The organism is Bradyrhizobium sp. USDA 4449 (assembly GCF_054056275.1).
In genome coordinates this window covers 6609185-6630627 of the sequence record NZ_JBSRYD010000001.1, presented here as the reverse complement: position 1 = coordinate 6630627, position 21443 = coordinate 6609185, and the positions used below count along the sequence as shown (strand labels likewise).

Here is a 21443-nt window from a genome sequence, read left to right as displayed (position 1 = left end):
AGATCGCCGGTTCGGCGGCTTGGGAGGATTGCCATGAGCATCGCGCTGGCCGATGCCGGAGCCGCGTCCGTTGTGATGGCCGGTGGTGCGGGGAAGGGCGCGTTTGCTTATTGCTCGCAGCAATATCGCGTCCTGTTCGGTACCGGCACCTCGGGGCGACTCGGCGAGGAGGCAGAGCGCCTCGGCATCAAGCGGGCGTTGGTGCTCACCACAAGCGAGCAGCACGACCTCGGGCGACGGCTCGGCACAGGCCTCGGCGACAGGCTCGCCGGACTGTTTACCGGCGCCCGCATGCATACGCCGGTTGAAGTCACCAACGAAGCGCTTCGGATTGTGGAGTCCCGCGACATCGACGGGCTGGTCGCGATCGGCGGCGGCTCGACGATCGGACTCGGCAAGGCGCTCTCGCTGCGCACGGGGTTGCCGCATATCGCGATGCCGACCACCTATGCCGGCTCCGAGATGACGCCGATTCTTGGCGAGACCAGCAACGGCATCAAGACCACGCAGCATTCCCAGGATCTGGTGCCTGATACCGTCATCTACGACGTCGATCTCACCGTCAGCCTGCCGCCGCACATCTCCGCTGCCAGCGGCCTGAACGCGATCGCCCACGCCGTCGAGGCGCTTTATGCGCCCGACGCCAATCCCCTGACCTCGCTGATGGCGGAGGATGGCATCGCCGCGCTCGCCCGCGCGCTGCCGCGCATCATGGTGGCGCCCGCCGATCCCGGCGCCCGTCGCGATGCGCTCTATGGTGCATGGCTGTGCGGCGTCTGCCTCGGCGCGGTCGGCATGTCGCTGCACCACAAGCTCTGCCACGTGCTGGGCGGCATGTTCAACCTGCCGCATGCCGAAACTCACGCGATCGTGCTGCCACACGCCGCCGCCTACAACGCCGCCGCCGCGCCCGAGGCCATGACTCGAGCCGCGCGGGCGCTGCACAGCGCCAATGCTCCGCAGGGCCTGTTTGACCTTGCTCGGAAGCTCGCGCTGCCACGCGCGCTCGCCGACATCGGAATGCCCGAGGACGGCATCGCACGCGCTGCGGAGATGGCGGTGCGCAAGCCATATGCCAATCCAAGACCGATTGATCGCGCCCCGATCGAGCAATTGATCGCGGCAGCTTGGCGCGGCGAAGCGCCCGCGCAGGACTGAACCTCAGGGATCAAGGACAACACGATGGCCAATTTCAACGAGCATGACCTCACTGACGAGGTGGTTCGCAGCTTCGCCAACACGCCGAACAAGCGGCTGAAGTTCCTCATCGAGGAGACGGTGAAATCGCTCCACGATCTGGTGCGCCGCACCGAACTCACCTTCGAGGAATGGAATCAGGCGATCGAGTTCCTGACCCGCACCGGTCGGACCTGCACGCCGCTGCGCCAGGAGTTCATCCTGCTCTCCGACGTGCTCGGCGTCTCGATGCTGGTCGACGCCGTCAATCACCGTGAGCGCGAGGGCGCAACCGAGACCACGGTGCTCGGCCCGTTCTATGTCGGCGAGCACCGCGTGACGCCGCACGGTGGTAATATCTCCGAGGGCATCGACGGTGAGGTGATGTTCGTGCAGAGCCGCGTCACCGACCTCGCCGGCAAGCCGCTTGCCGGTGCCGAGATCGACGTCTGGCATGCCGACGATGACGGCTTCTACGATTCGCAGAAGGCCGATTATGCGGCCCACGGGCCGTCGCTGCGCGCGCGCTTCGTCACCGATGCTGACGGCCGCTTCTCGTTCCGCACAATCTTGCCGTGCAGCTATCCGATCCCGACCGACGGCCCGGTCGGCGATCTCATCACCGCCACGCAGCGTCACCCGATGCGCCCCGCGCATGTGCACTTCCTGGTCAAGGCCGAAGGCTACGAGCCGCTGATCACCCACGTCTTCCTCGATGGCGACCAATATCTGCGCAGCGACGTGGTGTTCGGCGTCAAGGACGAACTCATCGCGCGCGTCGAGCCGCGCAACGAAGCAGCGCTGCCGAACGGCGAGCGGGTCTCCGGCCCGTGGCACCTGATGACCTACGACTTCCAGATGAAGCCCGGCGCAGGTTTGGTGCCCCGGCCGATGATGGCCGCGGAATGACGATCGCAACCAACAACACGACCAAGGAGAGCATGATGACCAGCAAACCTGTTGAGACCGATGTGCTTGTCGTCGGCAGCGGCCCGGCCGGCGCGACGGCGGCGGCCCTGCTCGGCATGTACGGCGTCAAGCACATCTTGGTGACGAAATATGGCTGGCTGGCTGACACGCCGCGCGCCCACATCACCAACCAGCGTGCGATGGAGGTTCTGCGCGATCTCGGCCTCGAGGACAAGGCGGTGGCGCAGGCGGTGCCGCAGCATCTGATGGCCAACAACGTGTTCTGTGAAAGTCTCGCCGGCGAGGAGTTCGGTCGGCTCTATTCCTGGGGCAATCATCCCTCGCGCAAGGCGGATTACGATCTCGCCAGCCCGACCCGGATCTGCGACCTGCCGCAGAATTTGCTCGAGCCGATCCTGATCGAGGCCGCCGGCCAGCGCGGCACTTCGCTCTGCTTCAACACCGAGTTCGTCGACCTGGTGCAGGATGCCGACGGCGTCACGGCAACGGTGAAGGATCGGCTATCCGGGGAGACCTACCAGATCCGCGCGAAGTATCTGATCGGCGCCGATGGCGGCCGCAGCCGGGTTGCCGAGGTGATCGGGCTGCCGATGGAGGGGCAGATGGGTCGCGCCGGCAGCATGAACATCATCGTGCAGGCCGACTTGAGCAAATACGTCGCACACCGGCCGAGCGTGCTGTACTGGGTGCTGCAGCCTGGCGCTGAGATTGGCGGCATCGGTGCCGGCCTGATCCGCATGGTGCGGCCGTGGAACGAATGGCTGATCATCTGGGGCTACGACATCGAGCAGGGCGAGCGCAAGCTCAGCAATGACGAGGCGATCTCGATCGTGCGCAATCTCGTCGGCGACGAGGCGCTGGAGGTCAAGGTCCGCTCCACCTCGACCTGGACCGTGAACGAGATGTATGCCGGCCACTATTCGTCCGGTCGCGTCTTCTGCGTCGGCGATGCCGTGCACCGCCATCCGCCGACCAACGGCCTCGGCTCCAACACCTCGATCCAGGATTCCTTTAATCTGTGCTGGAAGCTGAAGCTGGTGCTCGAGGGCCATGCGGCACCGTCGCTGCTCGAGACCTATTCGGCGGAGCGCCAGCCGGTCGGCAAGCAGATCGTGACCCGCGCCAACAAGAGTATCGGCGATTTCCCGCCGATCTTCGAGGCGGTGGGGCTGGTCGCCTCGACCGATCCAGCCGAGGCCCGCAAGGCGATCGCGGCACGTAAGGCGCCGACCACCGAGGGCAAGGCGCGGCGCAAGAAGCTCTATGAGGCCATCGCCAGGAAAAGCTACGAGTTCAACTGCCACGGCGTCGAGCTGAACCAGCGCTACGGCTCGACCGCCGTAGTGTCCGACGGCACGCCGATGCCGGCCTTCACCAGGGATCACGAACTGTATTATCAGGCAACGACCTGGCCCGGTGCGCATCTGCCGCATGTCTGGATCGAGCATCAGGGCCAGCGCAAGTCGACGCTCGATCTCACCGGAAAGGGCCGCTTCACGCTACTCACTGGGATCGGCGGCGATGGCTGGAAAGCCGCCGCCGCCGCGGTCGAGAAGGCCTACGGCCTGCCGGTCGATGTGGTGACGATCGGTCCACAGGGCTGCGACGCGCTCGACATCTATGCCGACTGGTATCGCCAGAGCGAAGTCGACGAGGACGGCTGCGTGCTGGTGCGTCCCGACATGTATGTCGCCTGGCGCGCCAGAGAGGCGGCAGTTAATGCCCCCGACGTGCTGCTCGACGTGTTCGGCCAGATCCTCGGCCGTAGCGCGAAGGCTCAGGCGAAGTCCGTCGCCGCCGCGTGATGCGACGCTGCGCGGATAATTGTTCAGAACGGAATGGACGGCAGCCGGCTTGAAAACCGGCTTGCCTCAAGGGAGGGGAAATGACCAAAAATCTATTGAACATGAAGTCTTTCGATCGTCGCCGCGTGCTGCAGGGCATCGCCGGTGGTCTCGCCGCCGCAGGCACGACGACATTGTTCGCGCCTTCCGTGCGCGCGGCCAACAAGCCGATCAAGATCGGCTATGTCTCGCCGAAGAGCGGTCCGTTGGCGGCCTTTGCCGAAGCTGACGATTTCGTGCTCGGCGAGTTCAGAAAGTTCATCAAGGATGGCGTCAAGGTCGGATCACAGACCTATCAGGTCGAGGTGGTGACAAAAGACAGCCAGTCGAACCCGAACCGCGCCGCCGAGGTCGCCAAGGAGCTGATCACCCGCGACAATGTCGGCCTGATCGTGGTCGGCGCCACGCCCGAAACCAACAATCCGGTGGCGACACAGTGCGAGCTCGAGCAGGTGCCGTGCATCTCTTCCGTCGCGCCGTGGCAGACCAACTTCATCGGCCGGCAGGCCAATCCGGGCGATCCCAAGAGCTGGAAGCCGTTCGACTATACCTTCCATTACTTCTGGGGGCTGGAAGACGTGATCGGCGTCTTCACCAGCATGTGGAGCCAGGTCGCGACGAACAAGTCGGTCGGCGCGCTGTTCCCCAACGATGCCGACGGCAACGCCTGGGGCGACACCACCATCGGCTTCCCGCCCGTGTTGGCCAAGCAGGGTTTCAAGCTCACCGATCCCGGCCGCTTCCAGAACCTCACCGACGATTTCAGCTCGCAGATCGCGGCGTTTCGTGGTGCCGATGCCGAGATCGTCACCGGCGTGATCATCCCGCCCGACTTCACTACGTTCTGGAACCAGGCGCGGCAGAAGGGGCTGAAACCGAAAGTCGTATCGGTCGCCAAGGCGCTGCTATTCCCGGCGTCGGTGCAGGCGCTCGGCAAGGGCGGCAACAACATCTCGACCGAGGTGTGGTGGACGCCGACGCATCCCTACAAATCGAGCCTCAGCGGCCTCAGCGCCGCCGATCTCGCCAAGGGATATGAGCAGACCTCCGGCAAGCAATGGACCCAGCCGATCGGCTTCGTGCATTCGCTGTTCGAGGTCGCGATCGACGCGATCAAGCGCTCCAGCGATCCGGGCGACGGCGCGGCGCTCGCGAAGGCGATCGGCGCCACCAAGCTCGAAACGATCGTCGGCCAGATCGAGTTCGGCTCCAGCGCCGTGCCGCCGTTCGCCGCGAAGAACATCGCCAAGACGCCGCTGGTCGGCGGCCAGTGGCGCCTCAGCGGCGACAAGTACAACATGGTCATCACGGACAACAAGCTGGCGCCTCAGATTCCGCTCGGCGGCGACATGCAGGCGTTGAGTTAGCGCAAGCCAGCTGCTTCATCGAAGGCAGAAGATGCGTGGCGTTGCTGCGCATCTCCTCTACGCCGAAACCGGATGTAGGCAACCATGCTCGCACTCCATGCCATCTCGAAGCGGTTCGGCGCCATCGTGGTTGCAGACGCGATCGACCTGACGCTGTCCTCCGGCGAGGCGCTGGGCGTGATCGGGCCGAACGGCGCCGGTAAATCGACCCTGTTCAACCTGATCACCGGGCTGCTGCGGCCCGACGCCGGCCGCATCGTTCTCGATGGCGCCGACATCACGGGTCTCTCGGCCGAGGCACGCTGTCGCGCCGGAATCGGGCGCTCGTTCCAGATCCCGCAACCGTTCGACCATCTTTCGGTGTTCGAGAACCTTGCGGTCGCCGCGCTGTTCGGCGGCGGCCTGTCGGAGGCGGATGCGATCCAGCATTGCGGCCGCATGCTCGATCTGACCGGCCTCGAAGCCAAGGCCAATCGGCTCGCTGGCAGCCTGCCGCTGCTCGATCGCAAGCGACTCGAGCTGGCGCGGGCGCTCGCCACCCGGCCGCGCACACTGTTGCTCGACGAGATCGCGGGCGGCCTCACCGATGCCGAATGCCACGAACTGGTCGAGACCATCCGCACCATCCATGCCGAAGGCGTCGGCATCATCTGGATCGAGCACGTGGTGCATGCGCTGCTCGCGGTGGTGCAGCGGCTGGTCGTCTTGAACTTTGGCAAAGTCGTCGCCGAGGGCGCACCAGTCGAGGTGATGCGCTCGCGCGAGGTCGAGACCATCTATATGGGCGTGCCGGCATGACCGTGCTGCTCAATGTCACGGCGCTCGATGCGTTCTACGGCGACTTCCAGGCGCTGTTCGGCATCGACTTCGAGCTGAACGAGGGCGAGGCGGTCGCTGTGATCGGCGCCAACGGCGCCGGCAAGTCGACCATGCTGAAATCGCTGGCCGGGCTGGTGAAGAACCGTCCCGATGCGATCCGCCTCGGGGGACGCGCGATCGGCGATGCGTCCGCCGCCAGCATCGTCCGGCTCGGCCTCGCGCTGGTGCCGGAGGGCCGCCAGCTGTTTCCCTCGCTCAGCGTCGAGGAGAACCTCTTGATCGGCGCATATGGCGGCGAACGCAGCGCGCCGTGGGATCTCGCTGCGGTCTACCGCATGTTCCCGGTGCTCAAGGAGCGGCGGCGCGGCGCCGTCACCGCGCTGTCGGGCGGGCAGCAGCAGATGGTGGCGATCGGCCGCGCTCTGATGTCCAACCCGACGGTCCTGCTGTGCGACGAGATCAGCCTCGGCCTCGCGCCGATCGTGGTGGAGGACATCTACCGCATGCTGCCGCAGATCCGCTCCGGCGGCACCGCCGTCGTGCTCGTCGAGCAGGACATCGCCCGCGCATTGCGGGCTTCGGATCGCTTCTACTGTTTGCAGGAGGGACGGGTGACACTGAGCGGACGGCCTGGGGATGTCGATCAAGACACGATCCGCGCGGCCTATTTCGGAGCATGAGGGAGCGATGAGCGGGTTCGACACCATCATCGAAGGCGTGCTGCTCGGCGGCGTCTATGCGCTGTTCGCGCTCGGCCTGTCGCTGATCTTCGGCATCATGCGCCTGGTCAATCTGGCGCATGGCGATCTGATCCTGCTTGCCGCCTATCTGGTGCTCAGCGCCACCAACGCGCTCGGTTTGCCGCTGGCAGTCGCATCCCTGCTGGTCGTCATCACGATGTTCGTGCTCGGTTTCGTGCTGCAGCGGCTGGTGCTGGAGCGGGTGCTCGGCGACGACATCCTGCCGCCGCTGCTCGTCACCTTCGGCCTGTCGATCGTGATCCAGAACGGACTGCTGCTCGGCTACGGCGCCGACAGCCGCAGGCTGCAGGCAGGCGCCTTCGAATCCTCGTCGGTGGCGCTCGCTCCTGGCCTGAGCGTCGGGCTGGCGCCGCTGACCGCGCTGCTGACGGCGGTTGCGGCCGTCGCGCTGCTCCAGCTCATCTTCTATCGCACCTCGCTCGGCCGCGCCTTCCGCGCCACTGCGGATAATCCCGCGATCGCGCAGTTGATGGGCATCAACGAGCGCAATGTCTACGCCATCGCGGTCGGACTGTCGCTCGCAGTGTCGGTGATCGCCGCTATTGTGCTCGGTATCCGAGCCAGCTTCGATCCGTCGATCGGACCGGCGCGGCTGCTCTACGCATTCGAGGCGGTGATCATCGGCGGGCTCGGCAGCCTGTGGGGGACGCTGGCGGGCGGCATCGTGCTTGGGCTGGCGCAGGCGATCGGAGGGCGGATCAATCCGGAATGGCAGATCCTGGCCGGCCATCTCGCCTTCCTTGCCGTGCTGATGGTGCGGCCGCGCGGGCTGTTCCCGGCGAGGCGGACATGAGCGTCGAAAGCATCCATATCCCGGCAAGCCGCGAGCAGCGCCCGGCGGAGGCGCCGGTGTGGCAGGTTCGGGTCGGCACACGGCTGTCGCGCGTCGCGGCGCTGGCCGGCATCGCGCTGATCGTGGCGCTGGCCGCCTTGCCCGCGATCGCCTCGCGCAACCTGATCCAGGATATGATCTTCGTCTTCACCATGCTGACCTTGGCACAGCTCTGGAACGTGCTGGCCGGGTGGGGCGGGCTGGTATCGGTCGGGCAGCAGGCGTTTGTCGGGCTCGGCGCCTATGCGCTGTTTGCCGGCATCGTGATGGCCGGGCTCGATCCCGTTGCGGCGATCCCGCTGGCCGGACTGTTCGCGGCGCTGGTCGCGGCGGTGCTCGGGCCGCTGCTATTCCGGCTGGAAGGGCCATATTTCGCGATCGGCAGCTGGGTCGCAGCCGAAGCGTTGCGGCTGATCTGCGCCCAGTTCAAGTCGCTCGGCGGCGGCACCGGGATGTCGATCTCGCCCGGCGAACTGTCGCAGATGATCGGGCTGAAGGCGGTGCAGGCGCTGCTTGGCCTGCGCCCGGCGGCCGCGCGTGACGTACTGGTTTACTGGCTGGCGCTGCTGCTCGCCGTGCTGGTCACGCTTGGCATCTACGCCTTCATGCGCTCGCACCACGGCCTTGCGCTGGCCGCAAGCCGTGACAACGCAGCGGCGGCGCGCAGCGTCGGCGTCCGCACCACGCGGACGCGCCACGTGCTGTGGATCGCGGTCGCGTTCGCCACCGGTATGGTCGGCGCCGTGGTGTATTTGCAGAAGGCGCGTATTTCGCCTGATGCGGCCTTCAGCGTCACCGACTGGACCGCCTATGTCATCTTCATCGTCGTGATCGGCGGGGTGCGCACCATCGAAGGTCCGATGGTCGGCGTGCTCCTGCTGTGGGGGCTCGTCTCCTATCTCGCCCAATTTGGCAGTCTCTATCTGGTCGTGCTCGGCACGCTCGCCATCCTGATCATGCTGTTCATGCCCACCGGCGTGTGGGGTGCGACCGCTCGACGCTGGCAATTGCAGCTGTTCCCGACCCAGCGCTGGCTCGGCCGCAGCGGGTAGTCTGGCCTGATGCCGTTATGACTGACCTCGTGCCGGGCACCCTCCTCAGATTGCCATTGCAGGAGTCGTCGGCTGGCACGGCAAACGTATTTCACGGGCGCGGCCACGCGTTCGACATCGTCCTGTGAGGATGCGTACCGGCCGTCCCGCAATGCTGATCTGTCTTGTAGCCGCATCTTTGGCAACAAGAACTGCTGTTGGTCGAAGACTAGTCTTACCGGCCGTTCGCCGGCCTGGCGGGCTGTCTCAGCCCACTACCCCATCATCTCCCGCACCATCGGCACCACCTTGCGCCCATAGAGCTCGATGCTCTTCATCAGCTTCTCATGCGGCAACGGTCCCGCCGAGTATTTCAGCTGAAACCGCACAACGCCGAGCGCCTTTGCCGTCTTGGTGATCTTGCGTGCGACGGTTTCGGGTGCACCGACATAGAGCGAGCCGTGCTCGGCTTCGCTGATGAACTCGTCGCGGCCCATCGGCGGCCAGCCGCGCTCACGGCCGATGCGGTCGCGCATCGCCTTGTAGTCGGGCCACAGCTCTTCGCGCGCCTGCTCATCGGTTTCGGCGACATAACCGGGGGAGTGCACGCCGATCGGCTGCGCGGGACGGCCGAACTCCTTGTAGGCGCGGTGATAGAGGTCGACGTAAGGCGCAAAGCGCTCGGGATCGCCGCCGATGATGGCGAGCATCAGCGGCAGGTCGTAATGCGCGGCGCGCACCACCGATTTCGGACTGCCGCCGACGCCGATCCAGGCTTTGAGCTGACCATTCTCGACCGGCGGATAGACCAGCTGATCCTTCAATGGCGGGCGCAGCTTGCCCTGCCACGTCACCGGCTTCTGCGACAGCAATGCGGCGAACAGGTCGAGCTTCTCCTCGAACAGTTCCTCGTATTTGCCCAAATCGAAGCCGAACAGCGGAAAGGATTCAGTGAACGAGCCGCGGCCGAGGATCACTTCGGCGCGGCCGTTCGAGAGCGCATCCAGCGTGCCAAAGCGCTGGAAGACGCGGATCGGATCGTCCGAGCTCAGCACCGTCACGGCGGAGCCGAGATGGATGCGCTTGGTGCGCGACGCGATGGCCGCGAGCACGGTCTCGGGCGAGGAGATCGCAAAATCGGAACGGTGATGCTCGCCGAGCCCGATGAAGTCGAGGCCGAGCTCGTCCGCCAGCACCGCTTCGTCGACGACGTTGCGGATCACCTGGGCATGCGCAAGCATGTTGCCGGTGGCGTCCTTGGTGACGTCGCCAAAGGTATCCAGTCCGAATTCGAGCGGTGCAGTCATCGATCAGGTCTCTGTGGGGAGGATCGGCCAGATTTAATGGACCGACGCCGCGCGACAAGGCGGCTTTCGGAAATGCTCGGTTTCCGTTTGTGAGGCCTATCCCGGCATACGCACCACCATCTTGCCGAGTGCTGCGCGCGTCTGCATCGTCTTGAAAGCCTCGCGAAACTCCTCGAGCGCGAACACGCGACCGACTGCGGGCTTCAGCTTGCCTTCGGCAAGCCAGCCGGTCAGCTGCGACATCAGTTGCCTCTGCACATCGGGCTCGCGCGTGGGGATCTGTGCGAGATCGACGCCAAGCAGGGCGCCGCCTTTCAGCAGCGGGAGATTGAACGGCAGGGCGGGGATCGCACCGCCGGCGAAGCCGACGACCAGATGGCGCCCGCGCCAGGCGATCGAGCGAAAGGCCTGCACCGAGATCTCGCCGCCGACGGGATCGAAGATCACGTCGGCGCCGTGTCCTCCGGTCGATTCCTTCAGCGTGTCGCGCCAGCCGGCCTGGGTGTAGTCGATCACGGCGTCGGCGCCGTGCGCCTGCGCGAATTCACGTTTCTCCGCTGTCGATGCCGCTGCGATCACGCGAGCGCCGAGCAGCTTGCCGATCTGCACGGCCGCGGTGCCGGTGCCGCCGGCAGCGCCCAGCACCAGCAACTGCTCGCCCGCAACGATCGTGGCACGCCCGCTCAGCGCATAGAGCGCGGTCAGGTAATTGGCGCGAAACGATGCGGCGACTTCGGCGGTGACGCCGTCCGGCAAGGGATGGAGCGCATCGGGCTTGACCACGATCTCCTCGGCGAGCGCGCCCGACCGCGTCATGCCCATTACGCGCATGCCGGGTTGATAGCCGCCCGGTGCGCCGGGCGCCTCCTGGACAACACCCGCGAATTCCGTCCCCGGAATGAAGGGCAGGGGATCCTTGGTTTGGTAGAGCCCTTGAACTTTCAAGCCATCGACAAAGCCGATACCGGCAGCTTCCACCCGGATACGCAACTGTCCGGACTCCACTGGCGGGTGCGGGATGTCCTTCAGTTCGATCTGATCGATAGGGGCGTACTGCTCGACGACGACGGCTTTCATGTCAGGACCTCTGTTGTTCCTGATATCCTGACAGGCCCTGAGACTGATCTCTTGCGTCTACCGCCACATCCCCCGCATCCGCGCCCCGATGTCGATCTTCGGTCCCTGCGATGCAGCGCGCGTGCCAGCCGCGGAGACCTTCGGCCAAGCGGTGCGCTCGAACAGATAGACCAGCTGCTCCGGGATGAAGCGGGTGCGCGAGGCGTAGACGTGGCGGTCGCCCTTGGCGGCCTGGCCGTGGACGAAGAAGCGCTGCGGCACCACGAGGTGCAGATCGTCCTTGGCGCGCGTCATCGCGACATAGAGCAGCCGGCGCTCCTCCTCGAGCTCGGCGCTGGTGCCGGCGCCGAGGTCGGAGGGCATGCAGCCGTCGACAACGTTGAGCACGAACACCGATTTCCATTCCTGGCCTTTGGCTGAATGGATGGTCGAGAGGATCAAATAATCCTCGTCACGCAAGGGCGGCCCTGATTTGTCGCTGGTCGCGTCAGGCGGATCGAGCGTGAGCTCGGTCAAAAATTTTTCGCGCGAGGAATAGCCGCTCGCGATCTGCTCGAGCTGCATCAGGTCGGCGCGGCGCGTCTCGGAGTCCTCGTGGAGGCGGTCGAGATGCGGCTCGTACCAGAGCCGCACGCGCTCGAGATCCGCAGGCCATTCCGAATAGCGCAGGTTTTCGACAGTACGGACGAAGTCGGTCCAATCAGCGCCGGTGCGCGGCGGCGCGGCAAGCTGGCCGAGCGCGTGCAGCGGGTCCATGCTCTCCGCCATCTGGTCGAGCACGCGCTGCGCGGTGGCGGGACCGATGCCCGGCAAGAGGTGCAGGATGCGAAAGCCTGCGACGCGGTCGCGCGGGTTCTCGGCGAAGCGCAGCAGCGCCAGCACGTCCTTGACGTGGGCGGCGTCGAGGAATTTCAGCCCGCCGAATTTCACGAACGGAATGTTGCGGCGGGCGAGCTCGATCTCGAGCGGACCCGAATGCGAGGACGTCCGGAACAGCACTGCCTGGTGCTTGAGCAGCGCGCCTTGCTCGCGATTGGCGAGCACCTGCTCGACGATGTAGCGGGCCTGGTCGGCCTCGTCGTGGACGGTGACGAGCTGCGGCTTCTGTGACGAGGTCCGGTCGGTCCAGAGGTTTTTTGTGAAGCGTTCGCGTGCCAGCCCAATGACGCCGTTGGCCGCCGCCAGCACTGACTGCGTCGAGCGATAGTTGCGGACGAGCGTGATCATTTCCGCGCGCGGCGAGAAGCTTTGCGGAAAATCCAGGATGTTGCGCACGGTGGCGGCGCGGAATGAATAGATCGACTGCGCGTCGTCGCCGACCACGGTGAGCCCGCGTCCGTCCGGCTTCAGCGCAAGCAGGATCGAGGATTGCAGGCGGTTGGTGTCCTGATATTCGTCGACCAGCACGTGATCGAAGCGTCCGCCGATCTCGTCAGCGATCAGTGCATCGCTCATCATCTGCGACCAGTAGAGCAGCAAATCGTCGTAATCGAGCACGTGTTGGGCCTGCTTTGCCTCGACGTAAGCGGCGAACAGCCCCTTCAGCTCGGCGGCCCAGCCAGCGCACCAGGGATAGTGCGTCCCCAACACCTTCTCGATTTCCATCTCGGCATTGACGCAGCGCGAGTAGATCGACAGGCAGGTGCCCTTGGCCGGGAAGCGGCTCTCGGTCTTGGACAGCCCGCGCTCGTGCCGGACCAGGTTCATCAGGTCGGCGGAATCCTCGCGGTCGTGGATGGTGAAGGCGGGATCGACGCCGATCCGCTCAGCATATTCGCGCAACATCCGCGCGCCGATGCCATGGAAGGTGCCGGCCCAGGTCAGCGCATCGCGCATGATCGCGGCGTTGTTCTCGCCGAGCACTTTGCGGGAGATGCGTTCGACGCGTCCGGCCATCTCGGCGGCGGCGCGGCGGGAGAACGTCATCAGCAGGATGCGCCGTGGATCGGCGCCCGCGACGATCAGGTGGGCGACGCGGTGGGCAAGCGTGTTGGTCTTGCCGGAGCCCGCGCCCGCAATGACCAGCAGGGGAGTGCCTACGGTCACGCCATCGGCCACGCCATGCTCCACGGCGCGGCGCTGCTCCGCATTGAGCGTGTCCAGATATGACGTCACGAATCGCCCCAGTGTGATGCCGCCAGAATCAACGATCCCCGGGCGAATCGCAATGCGGCTGGACGCAAGCCGCCTGAGGATTTAGGGGAGAGGGCAGCTCAAGTTCCAGCCCGGACGGATTTGCAGAGATGGCCGATCCCACGCCCGACCTTTTCGAGATGCGCCGGCTGGAATCGTTGAGCAACACCGTCTTTGGTGTCGCGATGACGCTGCTCGCCAATGATCTGCCCAAGGCGGGCGAGTTCAAGGCGATGCCGACATGGAGCGATCTCGGCCAACTCTACTCCGGGCGCCTCACCGGCCTGATCCTCAGCTTCATCATCGCCGGTGTGTTCTGGATCAGCCATCACCGCCGGCTCGCCCGCCAACCGGAAGCGGGCCGCCACGTCGTGCTGTTAAACCTGGTGTTCCTGCTGTCGATCGTCCTGCTGCCGGTGACCAACGGACTCTATGGCAATTACGACAGGAGCAGCGCCGTGGCCGTGCTGTATGGCCTGCATCTCTCCGTCATCGCCGGGCTGAATGCATGGTTGTGGTGGCTCGTGATGCGAGGCTTCCGTTCCCAGCTGATCGCGGCCCTGTTCCCGCTGGCTGCATTGGTTCCGGGGACCGTAGTGGCCGCGTTCGCCCCGCAATATGCGTCCTATTTCTGGTTTCTGGCCTTTGGCGCGCTGCTGATCCGCCGCCGCCTGGATACGGCGGCGGCGGGCGAGCCCTGAAGCGCCGCGCGATCCATCATCCTTTTGTCGCTGGCGCGCCGAACCCATCGGCCGGGACGTAAAGCTTGATCGGTCGGATTTCGTAAACCGCACTCGGATTGACCTCACGCAGCTTGCGCGCGGCCGCGATCGCCTCCTCATCCGTGTCGTAGTCGACGAGATGAAAGCCCAGAAGCTGCTCCTTGGTCTCGGCAAACGGCCCATCCAGGACGACTCCGGCGCCGGAGCCACGCAAGGTGTGGGCTTTCCTTGTGTCATCCAGACGGGCGGCCGGCCCAAGATTTCCGCTGGCCCTCAAGGGTTCCTGAACCTCGATGATTTTGGCGACGACGGCGGCGTCCTCCTGCGGCGTCCACGACAAAATCTCGCCTTCCACGTGGTAAGCCAGGATCGCGTAAAGCATCTCCACCTCTTCTGTTGGGCACGTAGCTCGAGGACGGTATCATCGTAGCCGCAGCCGACAATGGGGAGACTGAAAATATTGCGCCGGGTGAAACCGTCCCTGGAACCCGATTGCCGCCCTCGGGGTGAACGCTCGCCAATGTCGAGGCGACTGATGGCCACAACAGCAGCTGATCGCTCATCGGAGGCGCCCTGTGATGCGCGGCGAGCAGGGACGTCGCAGCCTGCCGATCTGCACGACCGGGCGGGCCATCATCGCAATTTAGAGTGGTAGCGAGCGCATCGTCGAAAGCTGCCGCGGCAAGCGCGCGTCTGTGCTCGCCGTCTTCGGCTTCTCAGCCGCGCGGATTGCGGCGTCGGCGTTGCGCGCGCGGTTTCGCGATCTCGAGGCCGCCATCGTCAGGGGGTGCTCAGCACCTGCTTGACGAGAGACTCGCGCAGCGCCGCCAGCTCGCCGCTTGCCTCCATCTGGGCGATCACCTGTCCAACCTTCGGCACGAGGTCGCGGTGGCTCTCGTGCAGGTAATGGAAGATGCGGATACGCTCGAGCGGCGGCGAGAGCGGATAGATTCTGCCCTGGAGATTAAGCTTGCGGACGGCGACCAGCCCGCTGAAGAGGTCGCTGACGATCACGTCGAAACGATCGGCATCGAGCATCCTGATCAAATTCTCGATGCCAATCGTCGCCGTGACCCTGTCCATGCCGCGCGTCCCGGCTTCCGACGAGCCGACGCCGCGGACGATTCCGATGCGGAACGCCCTGATCGAATTCCAGCCATCCACGTCGAAATGGAGCTTGGTCGTGAACACGGCGGGCTCGATGTAGTTGATCGCTGGCGTCACCTGCAGCAGCGTCGGGTATTCGGCCGACAACGTTCCGATCCGCTGGATTTCGCCGTCGACCGCGCCGGCGCTCGACAGCGCGAGCGCCCGCTTGCCGGGGACGTCCACGAATTCGAGCTTGATGTTCAGCTTGGCGTAGACGGCGCGCAGAAGCTCGCCGCCGACATATTGATCCGGAATGTCGGCGATCCGAGCCAGCCGGATGACCGACTGCGCGTGGGATGAACCGGCTACAAACAGCGAAAGGCAGATGATGATGATCTGCCACATGAGCGCTTCTCGGCCGTCCCTTGCTACCATTGAGTTCTGATGCGAGCGCCATCTACCGGAGATGGCCGTTCCGCGGAGCCACAAGCTCACCGCTCGGCCGCCATTATCCTTGATATCACCAATGTCATTGTAGCACGCGAGGTGATAGTTTGCGCCAAGATCCTGCCGCTGGGCGCAAGATATGACCCCGCCGACCCCAGATCGCCCAAGGGCCGGCAGGATTGCTGCGCGCGACGCGTGCTGAAAGAGAATCAAAACCGTTGAATTGTGTGCGGCTGCGACCGGCAGGCCGAAGAGGAATGTCGCCATTTTCCGGGACGGGGTGCATGGGCAAGGCAAGTGACGAGAATCCCGATCGCAGCCGCGCTGTTGCGCCGGCGGCTGCGGAGCGGGATTTGAGCACTATCGGGGTTGCGTTTACGCCCCCGGTGCTCGCGACGTTTTTGTCGCGAATATCCAAGGGGGCGCGCAGCGGTGTCGGGCCACGCCTGCTTGCGGCCGTGCTGCTGTTCTCCTCGGTCGTGACGCTGACCCTGACTGCGCTGCAGCTGTATCTGGACTACGATCGCGAAGTCGGCGTGATCGAGACAAGGCTCGACGAGGTCGGTCGCAGCACCACGGGCAGCCTCGGCGAGAGCCTGTGGAGTCTCGACGAGAACCAGCTCAAGCTCCAGCTCGAAGGAATCCTGCGGCTGCCCGGTCTCCGCGCCGCCGAGGTCCGCGAGATCGCCGATCGGCCGCATCCCATCCGTGTTGCCGTCGGCGAACCCGTTAGCCGCTCGGTCGTGACGCGCGACTATCCGCTGACCTACACCGTTCAAGGGACCGCGCGTCCAATCGGCGTGCTCCATGTCGAGGCGACGCTCAGCGACATCTATCAGCAACTGCTGAACCGGGCCCTCGTCATCCTGGCAAGTCAGGCGGCAAAGACGTTCCTCGTCTCGCTGTTCATCATCTACATGTTCCACATTCTGGTGACCCGGCACCTGGTCGCCATCGCCGAGTTCGTCAGCAAGTACACTCTGGCGCGGCCGCCTCCGCCATTAAGTCTGGAGCGCCGGCCTCCTGACGATCCCGACGAGCTGGATAAGGTGATCGACGCGTTCAACGCCATGTGTGCCAACCTGGAGCGTGCCTATGGCGAACTCCGCGAGGCCAATGCGAATCTCGATCGTGATCTGAAGATCCGCCGGCGCGCGGAAGACGACGCGCGCGCGAGCGAGCAGCGCTTTCGCGACTATGCCGAGACCGCCTCCGACTGGTTCTGGGAAACCGGTCCGGATCACGTGTTCACCTACATATCGGATCGGGCCGGTGCATTCGGCATGGACAGTAAGGCCGTGATCGGGAAACGACGTCCGGATGCTGCCTTCGATCAAAACTCCGAAGCGCAGAAATGGCGCGACCACATGGCGACGCTGGACCGCCACGAGCCGTTCCGCAAGTTCGAGTATCGCGGCCGCGATGCGGCCGGGCGTTTGCACTATTTCAGCGTCAACGGGCAGCCGGTGTTTGGCGACGACGGGCGTTTCATGGGCTATCGCGGCTCCGCTACCGATCTCACCGCGCAGCACGAGGCCGAGGAGCGGCTTCGCCAGTCACAGAAGATGGATGCGATCGGTCAGCTCACCGGCGGCGTCGCGCACGACTTCAACAACGTGCTGACCGTCATCATCGGAACCATCGAGATCATCCAGGAGGGGCTCGCGGACAAGCCCGAGCTCGCCTCGATCGCCGCGCTGATCGACGATGCGGCCTCCCGCGGCGCCGAGATCACGTCGCAGCTCCTGACCTTCGCCCGCCGCCAGCCGCTGGAGCCACGCGAGATCGATGTCAACGCGCTCGTCCTTGAGGCGGTGAAGCTGTTGCGGCCGATCCTTGGCGAGCATGTCGAGATCGTGACGCGACTTGCTGATGATGCATGGCCGGCCATGGCTGATCCGTCGCAACTTTCCTCTGCGATCGTCAATCTCGCCGTCAACGCGCGCGATGCGATGCCTGACGGCGGCAGGCTCACGCTCGAGACCGCCAACCGGGAGCTCGATGGCGCGGACAATGGCGACGGCGAAGCCGGCTCCTATGTCATGGTCGCGGTCGCCGACACCGGGCACGGCATTCCTGCCGAGATTCGCGACCGCGTGTTCGAGCCGTTCTTCACCACCAAGGGGGTCGGTCGCGGCACCGGCCTTGGACTGAGCATGGTTTACGGCTTCGCAAAGCAGACTGGCGGCACGGTGGCGATCGAGAGCGAAGAGGGACGCGGTACGGTGGTGAGGCTGTTGCTGCCGCGATCGGCGGGCGATGCGACCGCGGGAACCGGGCCGGCGCCGGCGCCCGCGCTGACGCATGGACACGAGACCATCCTCGTGGTCGAGGATGATCCGCTGGTGCAGGGCTACGTCATCGCGCAGCTCGGCAGCCTCGGCTATCGCACGCTGATCGCCAGCGATGGCGCAACCGCGCTGGCGTTGGTCGACCGGGGAGCGAGCTTCGATCTTCTGTTTACCGACATCATCATGCCAGGCGGCATGAACGGGCGGGAATTGGCAGACGCTGTCCGGCTCCGTCGGCCGGGCGTGCGGGTGCTCTACACCTCAGGCTATGCCGACAACACCATCGTTCACGAGGGGCACCTCGATCCCGGCGTGGCGTTGCTCCGCAAGCCGTACCGGAAGGCTGACCTGTCGCGGAAGATCCGGGAAATGCTCGGGGGCGAGGCGACGCTCTGAGGGATGCGCGCCATGTCGGCGAAATGGCCAGGCCAATGAAAAGGCGCGGCGGGAAGATCCCGTCGCGCCCGATTTCTTGCTCGCTGGTCCAGGGCTGAGAGCGCCCCGATGCCAAGCCTCTTTCAAAGCCTAGCGGGCGATCCCAGCGAGGTGACAGCGCTTGGTAAAAGACACTGGATCACCTCCTTTCGTTGATTGCGGGAGCTCTCAATATAGGCTGGATGGCCGTGCCTGTTAAGGGGAGGCGCCGCTGGGGAACCGGACCTGTGCGCAAGGCCGGAAAGCCTGCGAAAGCCGTGCCTCGGGTAGTTGAGGCCGCCGCCCGGCCGTGTTAGGGAGCCCCTGTCGCGGGTGTAGCTCAATGGTAGAGCAGCAGCCTTCCAAGCTGAATACGAGGGTTCGATTCCCTTCACCCGCTCCAATGATTTCAAGAACTTACGCGACCTTATTCGGACCGTGAATCCAGCGGGGCTGCCGTTCCATTCGGACCGAGATCACGCACTGTTCTCCTCCTTGTCGCGATAGGTGCGGCGTTTCTTAGCGCCACTGATGATTTGATTGGTGGTTCGCTTTCGATAATGCTCGACCATGAACGTCGCAAAGATATCTGTCTCACGCTGCAACCACTCCCAGCCGACGGCGCGATATTCCGCAAACACCCAATCCAATGTGCCAGTAACGGCGACCGCTGGTTGCAGCTTCGGCGCAACATTCGTATCGCCCGATCGAACGCAGGCAGCAGGATCGCTTCCGCGCGCCTGACCGCCGCGTCATCGTCGAGACCGGCTCGTGGCGCAGCGAGCAGCCTCGCTTCTTGACCGGGCAGACGTTCCGCACTGATGATGGGGACAGGTCCAATGGCAACTTGAGGATCAATTGGGGATCGGGATCGAATTAGTCGCTGAAGCCCGATAAGGGCATTACTGCCGACGCATGACGTAGGTGTCGAATGTCTCGCGCCATCGGACGATGTCCCGGACCTGACGAACTGCGACTTGATCGGCAGAGAGCGAAGAGCCCTGTAGATTCGGGGCATCCAATCCGAGCGGAGCGACCGCTTCGTAGTCGTATAGATCGGACGCTATGCTCGCGGCGTCCATGCACCCCGCGAGGAATTGCTCGTCCTGGCTGGCACTGAGAAGCATAATCTCTTCTCCTATCCGATAGTCCAACCCGGTAATCGTGCGCCATACTTCTGTCTGAACCTGGCGCATCGCAGCCCCCTTGATTGGGCGCGTTTGCCGCTCCGCTGCCAGGGTGATCAGCATGCCTAGGAGCCCGATCATATACGGCTCAAGCCAGATCGAACTCGGAATGTCGTCGAGACGGCATCTGCTTGCCTCAACCAATGGCTGGATCGTCGCGACTGCGGCATTGCGCACACGGGCCACGTCGATCATTGTAAAAAGCCACCTCAGCATCGAGCTTCCACCATTGCTAGCGGGCCGTCGGCGCGAACGAGCGTAGCGCGGTAGCGTCAAAGTAAGCTAGAATGCCAATGTTCGTCGGCTTGGCAAGGGATTGCTGGTCGTCGGGACGTCCACGCGGGGGTCAAGCCAATGACTGTGAGCAGACTACCTCCCAAACCGGATTTCAGCGCGCTTGAGGCGACCGCGCCGGAGTCTGCCGGCCATAGAACGAACGTTCTCGCGCTCATTGGCAATCTCATCTTCAATTGGTCGAACAATGAGAGCCTGTTCATTTACGTTCTGATGCTTTTGCTTAGTACGGACGAAGCCTCGGCTGCGTTGGTGTTTGCCACGTTGAACACGACGCGAGCCCGTCTCGATTTGATTCAACGGCTGGCCAAGATCAAGATTAGAGATCAAGCTCTTAATAGAGACTTGAACAAGCTCATCGACCGATTCAACGACACGACGCAGGTTCGTAACGAGCTCACGCATTGCATGTATGCGGTCGACGAGAGCGGCGAGATAGTCCAGACCCAATCCATGCGCGTCGTTCAGACCCGCGCAAGCCTCGCGTTTGGAGAAACGCGACCGGTCGATGAGGCTCGTCTAAAGTCGCTTTCCGAGACGGTCCGCGCGATGATCCGCATCAATCGGGATATTTGGGAGTTTCTGCCCAAGCTCGAGGCTCACCTGCAGCAATGAAGCATCCGGGATACCTCAATGGTAGTAGACGGATCACGCCGACTACTTCGGAAAGCCATTTGAACGCCTCTCAGGACTTGGACGATGCTAGCTGCGCGGACATCAGGCGATGTCTGCAGTCGGGAGAACCCGGCTCAACGCAGAGCAGTATCGAAAGACGTGAGAGGCCGCAGACGCAGAAGATCAGCGACCGCGAACGTTGACGATGCTCCAAACCCAAACAGGAGTATCTCATGTCCAAGAAACAGGGCCAACTACAGGGCCAAGCTCAGGGCCAGCTGAACTTGCAGGGACAGGGCCAGGGCCAGTTGAATCTGCAGGGACAAGGCCAAGGCCAGGGCCAGGGTCAGGGCCAAGGTCAGGATCAGACGCAGACTGCTTCGCAGGCGCTCTACAACTCAAGCGACAACTCGAGCGACAACAGCAACGACAACTGGAACGGCAACGGCAACCTGAATGCCAACGGCAATCTGAACGCCAACGGCAACTTCGACCACAACGACAACGACGTTCACAACAAAGTCGACAACGCTGTCGACAATAATGTCGAGAACACCGTCGAAAGCAAGGTCAACGTGGACGTCAAGGTCGACCTCGATCTGCATGCAACCGGCCTGAGCTCGCCGGTGATCGATATGCACGACATGAGCCACTTCAGCGATTCGTTGATCATGCCGCAGGTCGTGAACCAAACGCTGAACGGCGACGGCAACCAGTTCAACATCGATCAGGTGAATAACCTGGTGAACAATGGACATGTTGAGAACGCGAACGTCACCTTCACCGGTGGCGAGACCGAGCATGGCGGCGGGTTCAGCATGGAGGCCAAGGCCCTTGGCGGTGACTCCAGTGCCGACCACAGCCATGTCGGCGACGTCACCGGTACGTCCGCCAGCGGCATCGCCGCTCATGCCGACGCCGCCCTGACGCAGTCTGCCTTCACGCAGACGATCACGCTGGGTGCCAACATCCAGTTCAACAGCCTGACGATGCAGGTGGCAGGGAACGACCTGCACGACGCGCACGACATCACACATTAGTCGTCTCCATGGCCCGCGCGGCTTCGAGCCGCGCGGGCCTCGTCGTTTTGGCAGCAAGCGGTATTGC

At 64.2% G+C, this 21443-nt stretch carries 19 protein-coding genes and 1 tRNA gene; 13 read left to right on the top strand and 7 right to left on the bottom strand.

Going from position 1 to position 21443, the window contains the following annotated elements; all coding sequences use genetic code 11:
* Positions 1-75: 75 nt before the first annotated feature.
* The 8 genes from ACVIIW_RS31220 (at position 76) to ACVIIW_RS31185 (ending at position 8781) form a co-directional block, all read left to right on the top strand.
* The gene (locus tag ACVIIW_RS31220; protein ID WP_456705316.1) at positions 76-1158 is read left to right on the top strand and encodes a maleylacetate reductase; all 1083 of its coding nucleotides are present in this window, start codon (positions 76-78) and stop codon (positions 1156-1158) included.
* Between the two features lie 24 nt (positions 1159-1182).
* Positions 1183-2085, top strand: a complete 903-nt coding sequence (locus tag ACVIIW_RS31215; RefSeq protein ID WP_456704210.1) for an intradiol ring-cleavage dioxygenase — start codon at positions 1183-1185, stop codon at positions 2083-2085.
* Positions 2082-3911 carry an FAD-dependent oxidoreductase gene (locus ACVIIW_RS31210; protein WP_456704209.1) on the top strand — a complete coding sequence of 610 codons (1830 nt, stop codon included), beginning with the start codon at positions 2082-2084 and terminating at the stop codon, positions 3909-3911. Before ACVIIW_RS31215 ends, ACVIIW_RS31210 begins: the two co-directional genes overlap by 4 nt.
* Positions 3912-3991: 80 nt before the next feature.
* The gene (locus ACVIIW_RS31205) at positions 3992-5317 is read left to right on the top strand and encodes an ABC transporter substrate-binding protein (RefSeq protein ID WP_456704208.1); all 1326 of its coding nucleotides are present in this window, start codon (positions 3992-3994) and stop codon (positions 5315-5317) included.
* A gap of 84 nt (positions 5318-5401) precedes the next feature.
* Positions 5402-6115 (top strand): ABC transporter ATP-binding protein, encoded by a 714-nt coding sequence (locus ACVIIW_RS31200; protein WP_456704207.1) that lies wholly within the window; start codon positions 5402-5404, stop codon positions 6113-6115.
* The gene (locus ACVIIW_RS31195) at positions 6112-6816 is read left to right on the top strand and encodes an ABC transporter ATP-binding protein (RefSeq protein WP_456704206.1); all 705 of its coding nucleotides are present in this window, start codon (positions 6112-6114) and stop codon (positions 6814-6816) included. The genes ACVIIW_RS31200 and ACVIIW_RS31195 overlap by 4 nt, the downstream gene beginning before the upstream one ends.
* Positions 6817-6823: 7 nt before the next feature.
* On the top strand, positions 6824-7690 hold the full coding sequence (locus ACVIIW_RS31190) for a branched-chain amino acid ABC transporter permease (RefSeq protein WP_456704205.1): 867 nt from the start codon (positions 6824-6826) through the stop codon (positions 7688-7690).
* A complete protein-coding gene (locus ACVIIW_RS31185) occupies positions 7687-8781 on the top strand; it encodes a branched-chain amino acid ABC transporter permease (protein ID WP_456704204.1) in 1095 nt (364 codons plus the stop codon). Before ACVIIW_RS31190 ends, ACVIIW_RS31185 begins: the two co-directional genes overlap by 4 nt.
* A gap of 254 nt (positions 8782-9035) precedes the next feature.
* Here the strand turns inward: ACVIIW_RS31185 and ACVIIW_RS31180 are convergent, their stop codons facing one another.
* From ACVIIW_RS31180 to ACVIIW_RS31170, 3 genes are all read right to left on the bottom strand, one after another.
* Positions 9036-10067, bottom strand: coding sequence for an LLM class flavin-dependent oxidoreductase (locus tag ACVIIW_RS31180; protein ID WP_456704203.1), 1032 nt, complete (start codon positions 10065-10067; stop codon positions 9036-9038).
* Positions 10068-10163: 96 nt separating this feature from the next.
* Positions 10164-11144: an NADPH:quinone oxidoreductase family protein gene (locus ACVIIW_RS31175; protein WP_456704202.1), complete on the bottom strand. Its 981-nt coding sequence runs from the start codon at positions 11142-11144 to the stop codon at positions 10164-10166.
* Positions 11145-11201: 57 nt separating this feature from the next.
* A complete protein-coding gene (locus ACVIIW_RS31170) occupies positions 11202-13259 on the bottom strand; it encodes an ATP-dependent helicase (RefSeq protein WP_456704201.1) in 2058 nt (685 codons plus the stop codon).
* A gap of 128 nt (positions 13260-13387) precedes the next feature.
* On the opposite strand from ACVIIW_RS31170, the gene ACVIIW_RS31165 reads away from it, so the two are divergent.
* Positions 13388-13978, top strand: coding sequence for a TMEM175 family protein (locus tag ACVIIW_RS31165; RefSeq protein ID WP_456704200.1), 591 nt, complete (start codon positions 13388-13390; stop codon positions 13976-13978).
* Between the two features lie 16 nt (positions 13979-13994).
* Here the strand turns inward: ACVIIW_RS31165 and ACVIIW_RS31160 are convergent, their stop codons facing one another.
* Entirely contained in the window at positions 13995-14381 is a 387-nt protein-coding gene (locus ACVIIW_RS31160) for a YciI family protein (protein WP_456704199.1), read from the bottom strand.
* 398 nt (positions 14382-14779) lie between these two features.
* Positions 14780-15493 (bottom strand): substrate-binding periplasmic protein, encoded by a 714-nt coding sequence (locus ACVIIW_RS31155; protein WP_456704198.1) that lies wholly within the window; start codon positions 15491-15493, stop codon positions 14780-14782.
* A 326-nt stretch (positions 15494-15819) separates the two neighbouring features.
* On the opposite strand from ACVIIW_RS31155, the gene ACVIIW_RS31150 reads away from it, so the two are divergent.
* Positions 15820-18222, top strand: a complete 2403-nt coding sequence (locus tag ACVIIW_RS31150; RefSeq protein WP_456704197.1) for an ATP-binding protein — start codon at positions 15820-15822, stop codon at positions 18220-18222.
* Positions 18223-18569: 347 nt separating this feature from the next.
* Positions 18570-18643, top strand: a tRNA-Gly gene (locus tag ACVIIW_RS31145).
* Positions 18644-18716: 73 nt separating this feature from the next.
* On the opposite strand, the gene ACVIIW_RS31140 is transcribed toward ACVIIW_RS31145, so the two are convergent.
* A complete protein-coding gene (locus tag ACVIIW_RS31140) occupies positions 18717-18890 on the bottom strand; it encodes a hypothetical protein (protein WP_456704196.1) in 174 nt (57 codons plus the stop codon).
* Positions 18891-19142: 252 nt separating this feature from the next.
* Positions 19143-19622, bottom strand: coding sequence for a hypothetical protein (locus ACVIIW_RS31135; protein ID WP_456704195.1), 480 nt, complete (start codon positions 19620-19622; stop codon positions 19143-19145).
* A gap of 159 nt (positions 19623-19781) precedes the next feature.
* On the opposite strand from ACVIIW_RS31135, the gene ACVIIW_RS31130 reads away from it, so the two are divergent.
* Together ACVIIW_RS31130 and ACVIIW_RS31125 are read left to right on the top strand one after the other, a co-directional pair.
* A complete protein-coding gene (locus ACVIIW_RS31130; RefSeq protein WP_456704194.1) occupies positions 19782-20336 on the top strand; it encodes a hypothetical protein in 555 nt (184 codons plus the stop codon).
* Positions 20337-20569: 233 nt separating this feature from the next.
* Positions 20570-21376, top strand: a complete 807-nt coding sequence (locus ACVIIW_RS31125) for a hypothetical protein (protein WP_456704193.1) — start codon at positions 20570-20572, stop codon at positions 21374-21376.
* The last annotated feature ends 67 nt before the right edge of the window (positions 21377-21443 follow it).

Excerpts from the sequence above, each read along its gene's own strand:
- ACVIIW_RS31220 (WP_456705316.1), top strand. The coding sequence starts at position 76 with ATGGCCGGTGGTGCGGGGAAGGGCGCGTTTGCTTATTGCTCGCAGCAA.
- ACVIIW_RS31215 (WP_456704210.1), top strand. The coding sequence starts at position 1,183 with ATGGCCAATTTCAACGAGCATGACCTCACTGACGAGGTGGTTCGCAGC.
- ACVIIW_RS31210 (WP_456704209.1), top strand. The coding sequence starts at position 2,082 with ATGACGATCGCAACCAACAACACGACCAAGGAGAGCATGATGACCAGC.
- ACVIIW_RS31205 (WP_456704208.1), top strand. The coding sequence starts at position 3,992 with ATGACCAAAAATCTATTGAACATGAAGTCTTTCGATCGTCGCCGCGTG.
- ACVIIW_RS31200 (WP_456704207.1), top strand. The coding sequence starts at position 5,402 with ATGCTCGCACTCCATGCCATCTCGAAGCGGTTCGGCGCCATCGTGGTT.
- ACVIIW_RS31195 (WP_456704206.1), top strand. The coding sequence starts at position 6,112 with ATGACCGTGCTGCTCAATGTCACGGCGCTCGATGCGTTCTACGGCGAC.
- ACVIIW_RS31190 (WP_456704205.1), top strand. The coding sequence starts at position 6,824 with ATGAGCGGGTTCGACACCATCATCGAAGGCGTGCTGCTCGGCGGCGTC.
- ACVIIW_RS31185 (WP_456704204.1), top strand. The coding sequence starts at position 7,687 with ATGAGCGTCGAAAGCATCCATATCCCGGCAAGCCGCGAGCAGCGCCCG.
- ACVIIW_RS31180 (WP_456704203.1), bottom strand. The coding sequence starts at position 10,067 with ATGACTGCACCGCTCGAATTCGGACTGGATACCTTTGGCGACGTCACC.
- ACVIIW_RS31175 (WP_456704202.1), bottom strand. The coding sequence starts at position 11,144 with ATGAAAGCCGTCGTCGTCGAGCAGTACGCCCCTATCGATCAGATCGAA.
- ACVIIW_RS31165 (WP_456704200.1), top strand. The coding sequence starts at position 13,388 with ATGGCCGATCCCACGCCCGACCTTTTCGAGATGCGCCGGCTGGAATCG.
- ACVIIW_RS31160 (WP_456704199.1), bottom strand. The coding sequence starts at position 14,381 with ATGCTTTACGCGATCCTGGCTTACCACGTGGAAGGCGAGATTTTGTCG.
- ACVIIW_RS31155 (WP_456704198.1), bottom strand. The coding sequence starts at position 15,493 with ATGTGGCAGATCATCATCATCTGCCTTTCGCTGTTTGTAGCCGGTTCA.
- ACVIIW_RS31150 (WP_456704197.1), top strand. The coding sequence starts at position 15,820 with ATGGGCAAGGCAAGTGACGAGAATCCCGATCGCAGCCGCGCTGTTGCG.
- ACVIIW_RS31135 (WP_456704195.1), bottom strand. The coding sequence starts at position 19,622 with ATGATCGACGTGGCCCGTGTGCGCAATGCCGCAGTCGCGACGATCCAG.
- ACVIIW_RS31130 (WP_456704194.1), top strand. The coding sequence starts at position 19,782 with ATGACTGTGAGCAGACTACCTCCCAAACCGGATTTCAGCGCGCTTGAG.
- ACVIIW_RS31125 (WP_456704193.1), top strand. The coding sequence starts at position 20,570 with ATGTCCAAGAAACAGGGCCAACTACAGGGCCAAGCTCAGGGCCAGCTG.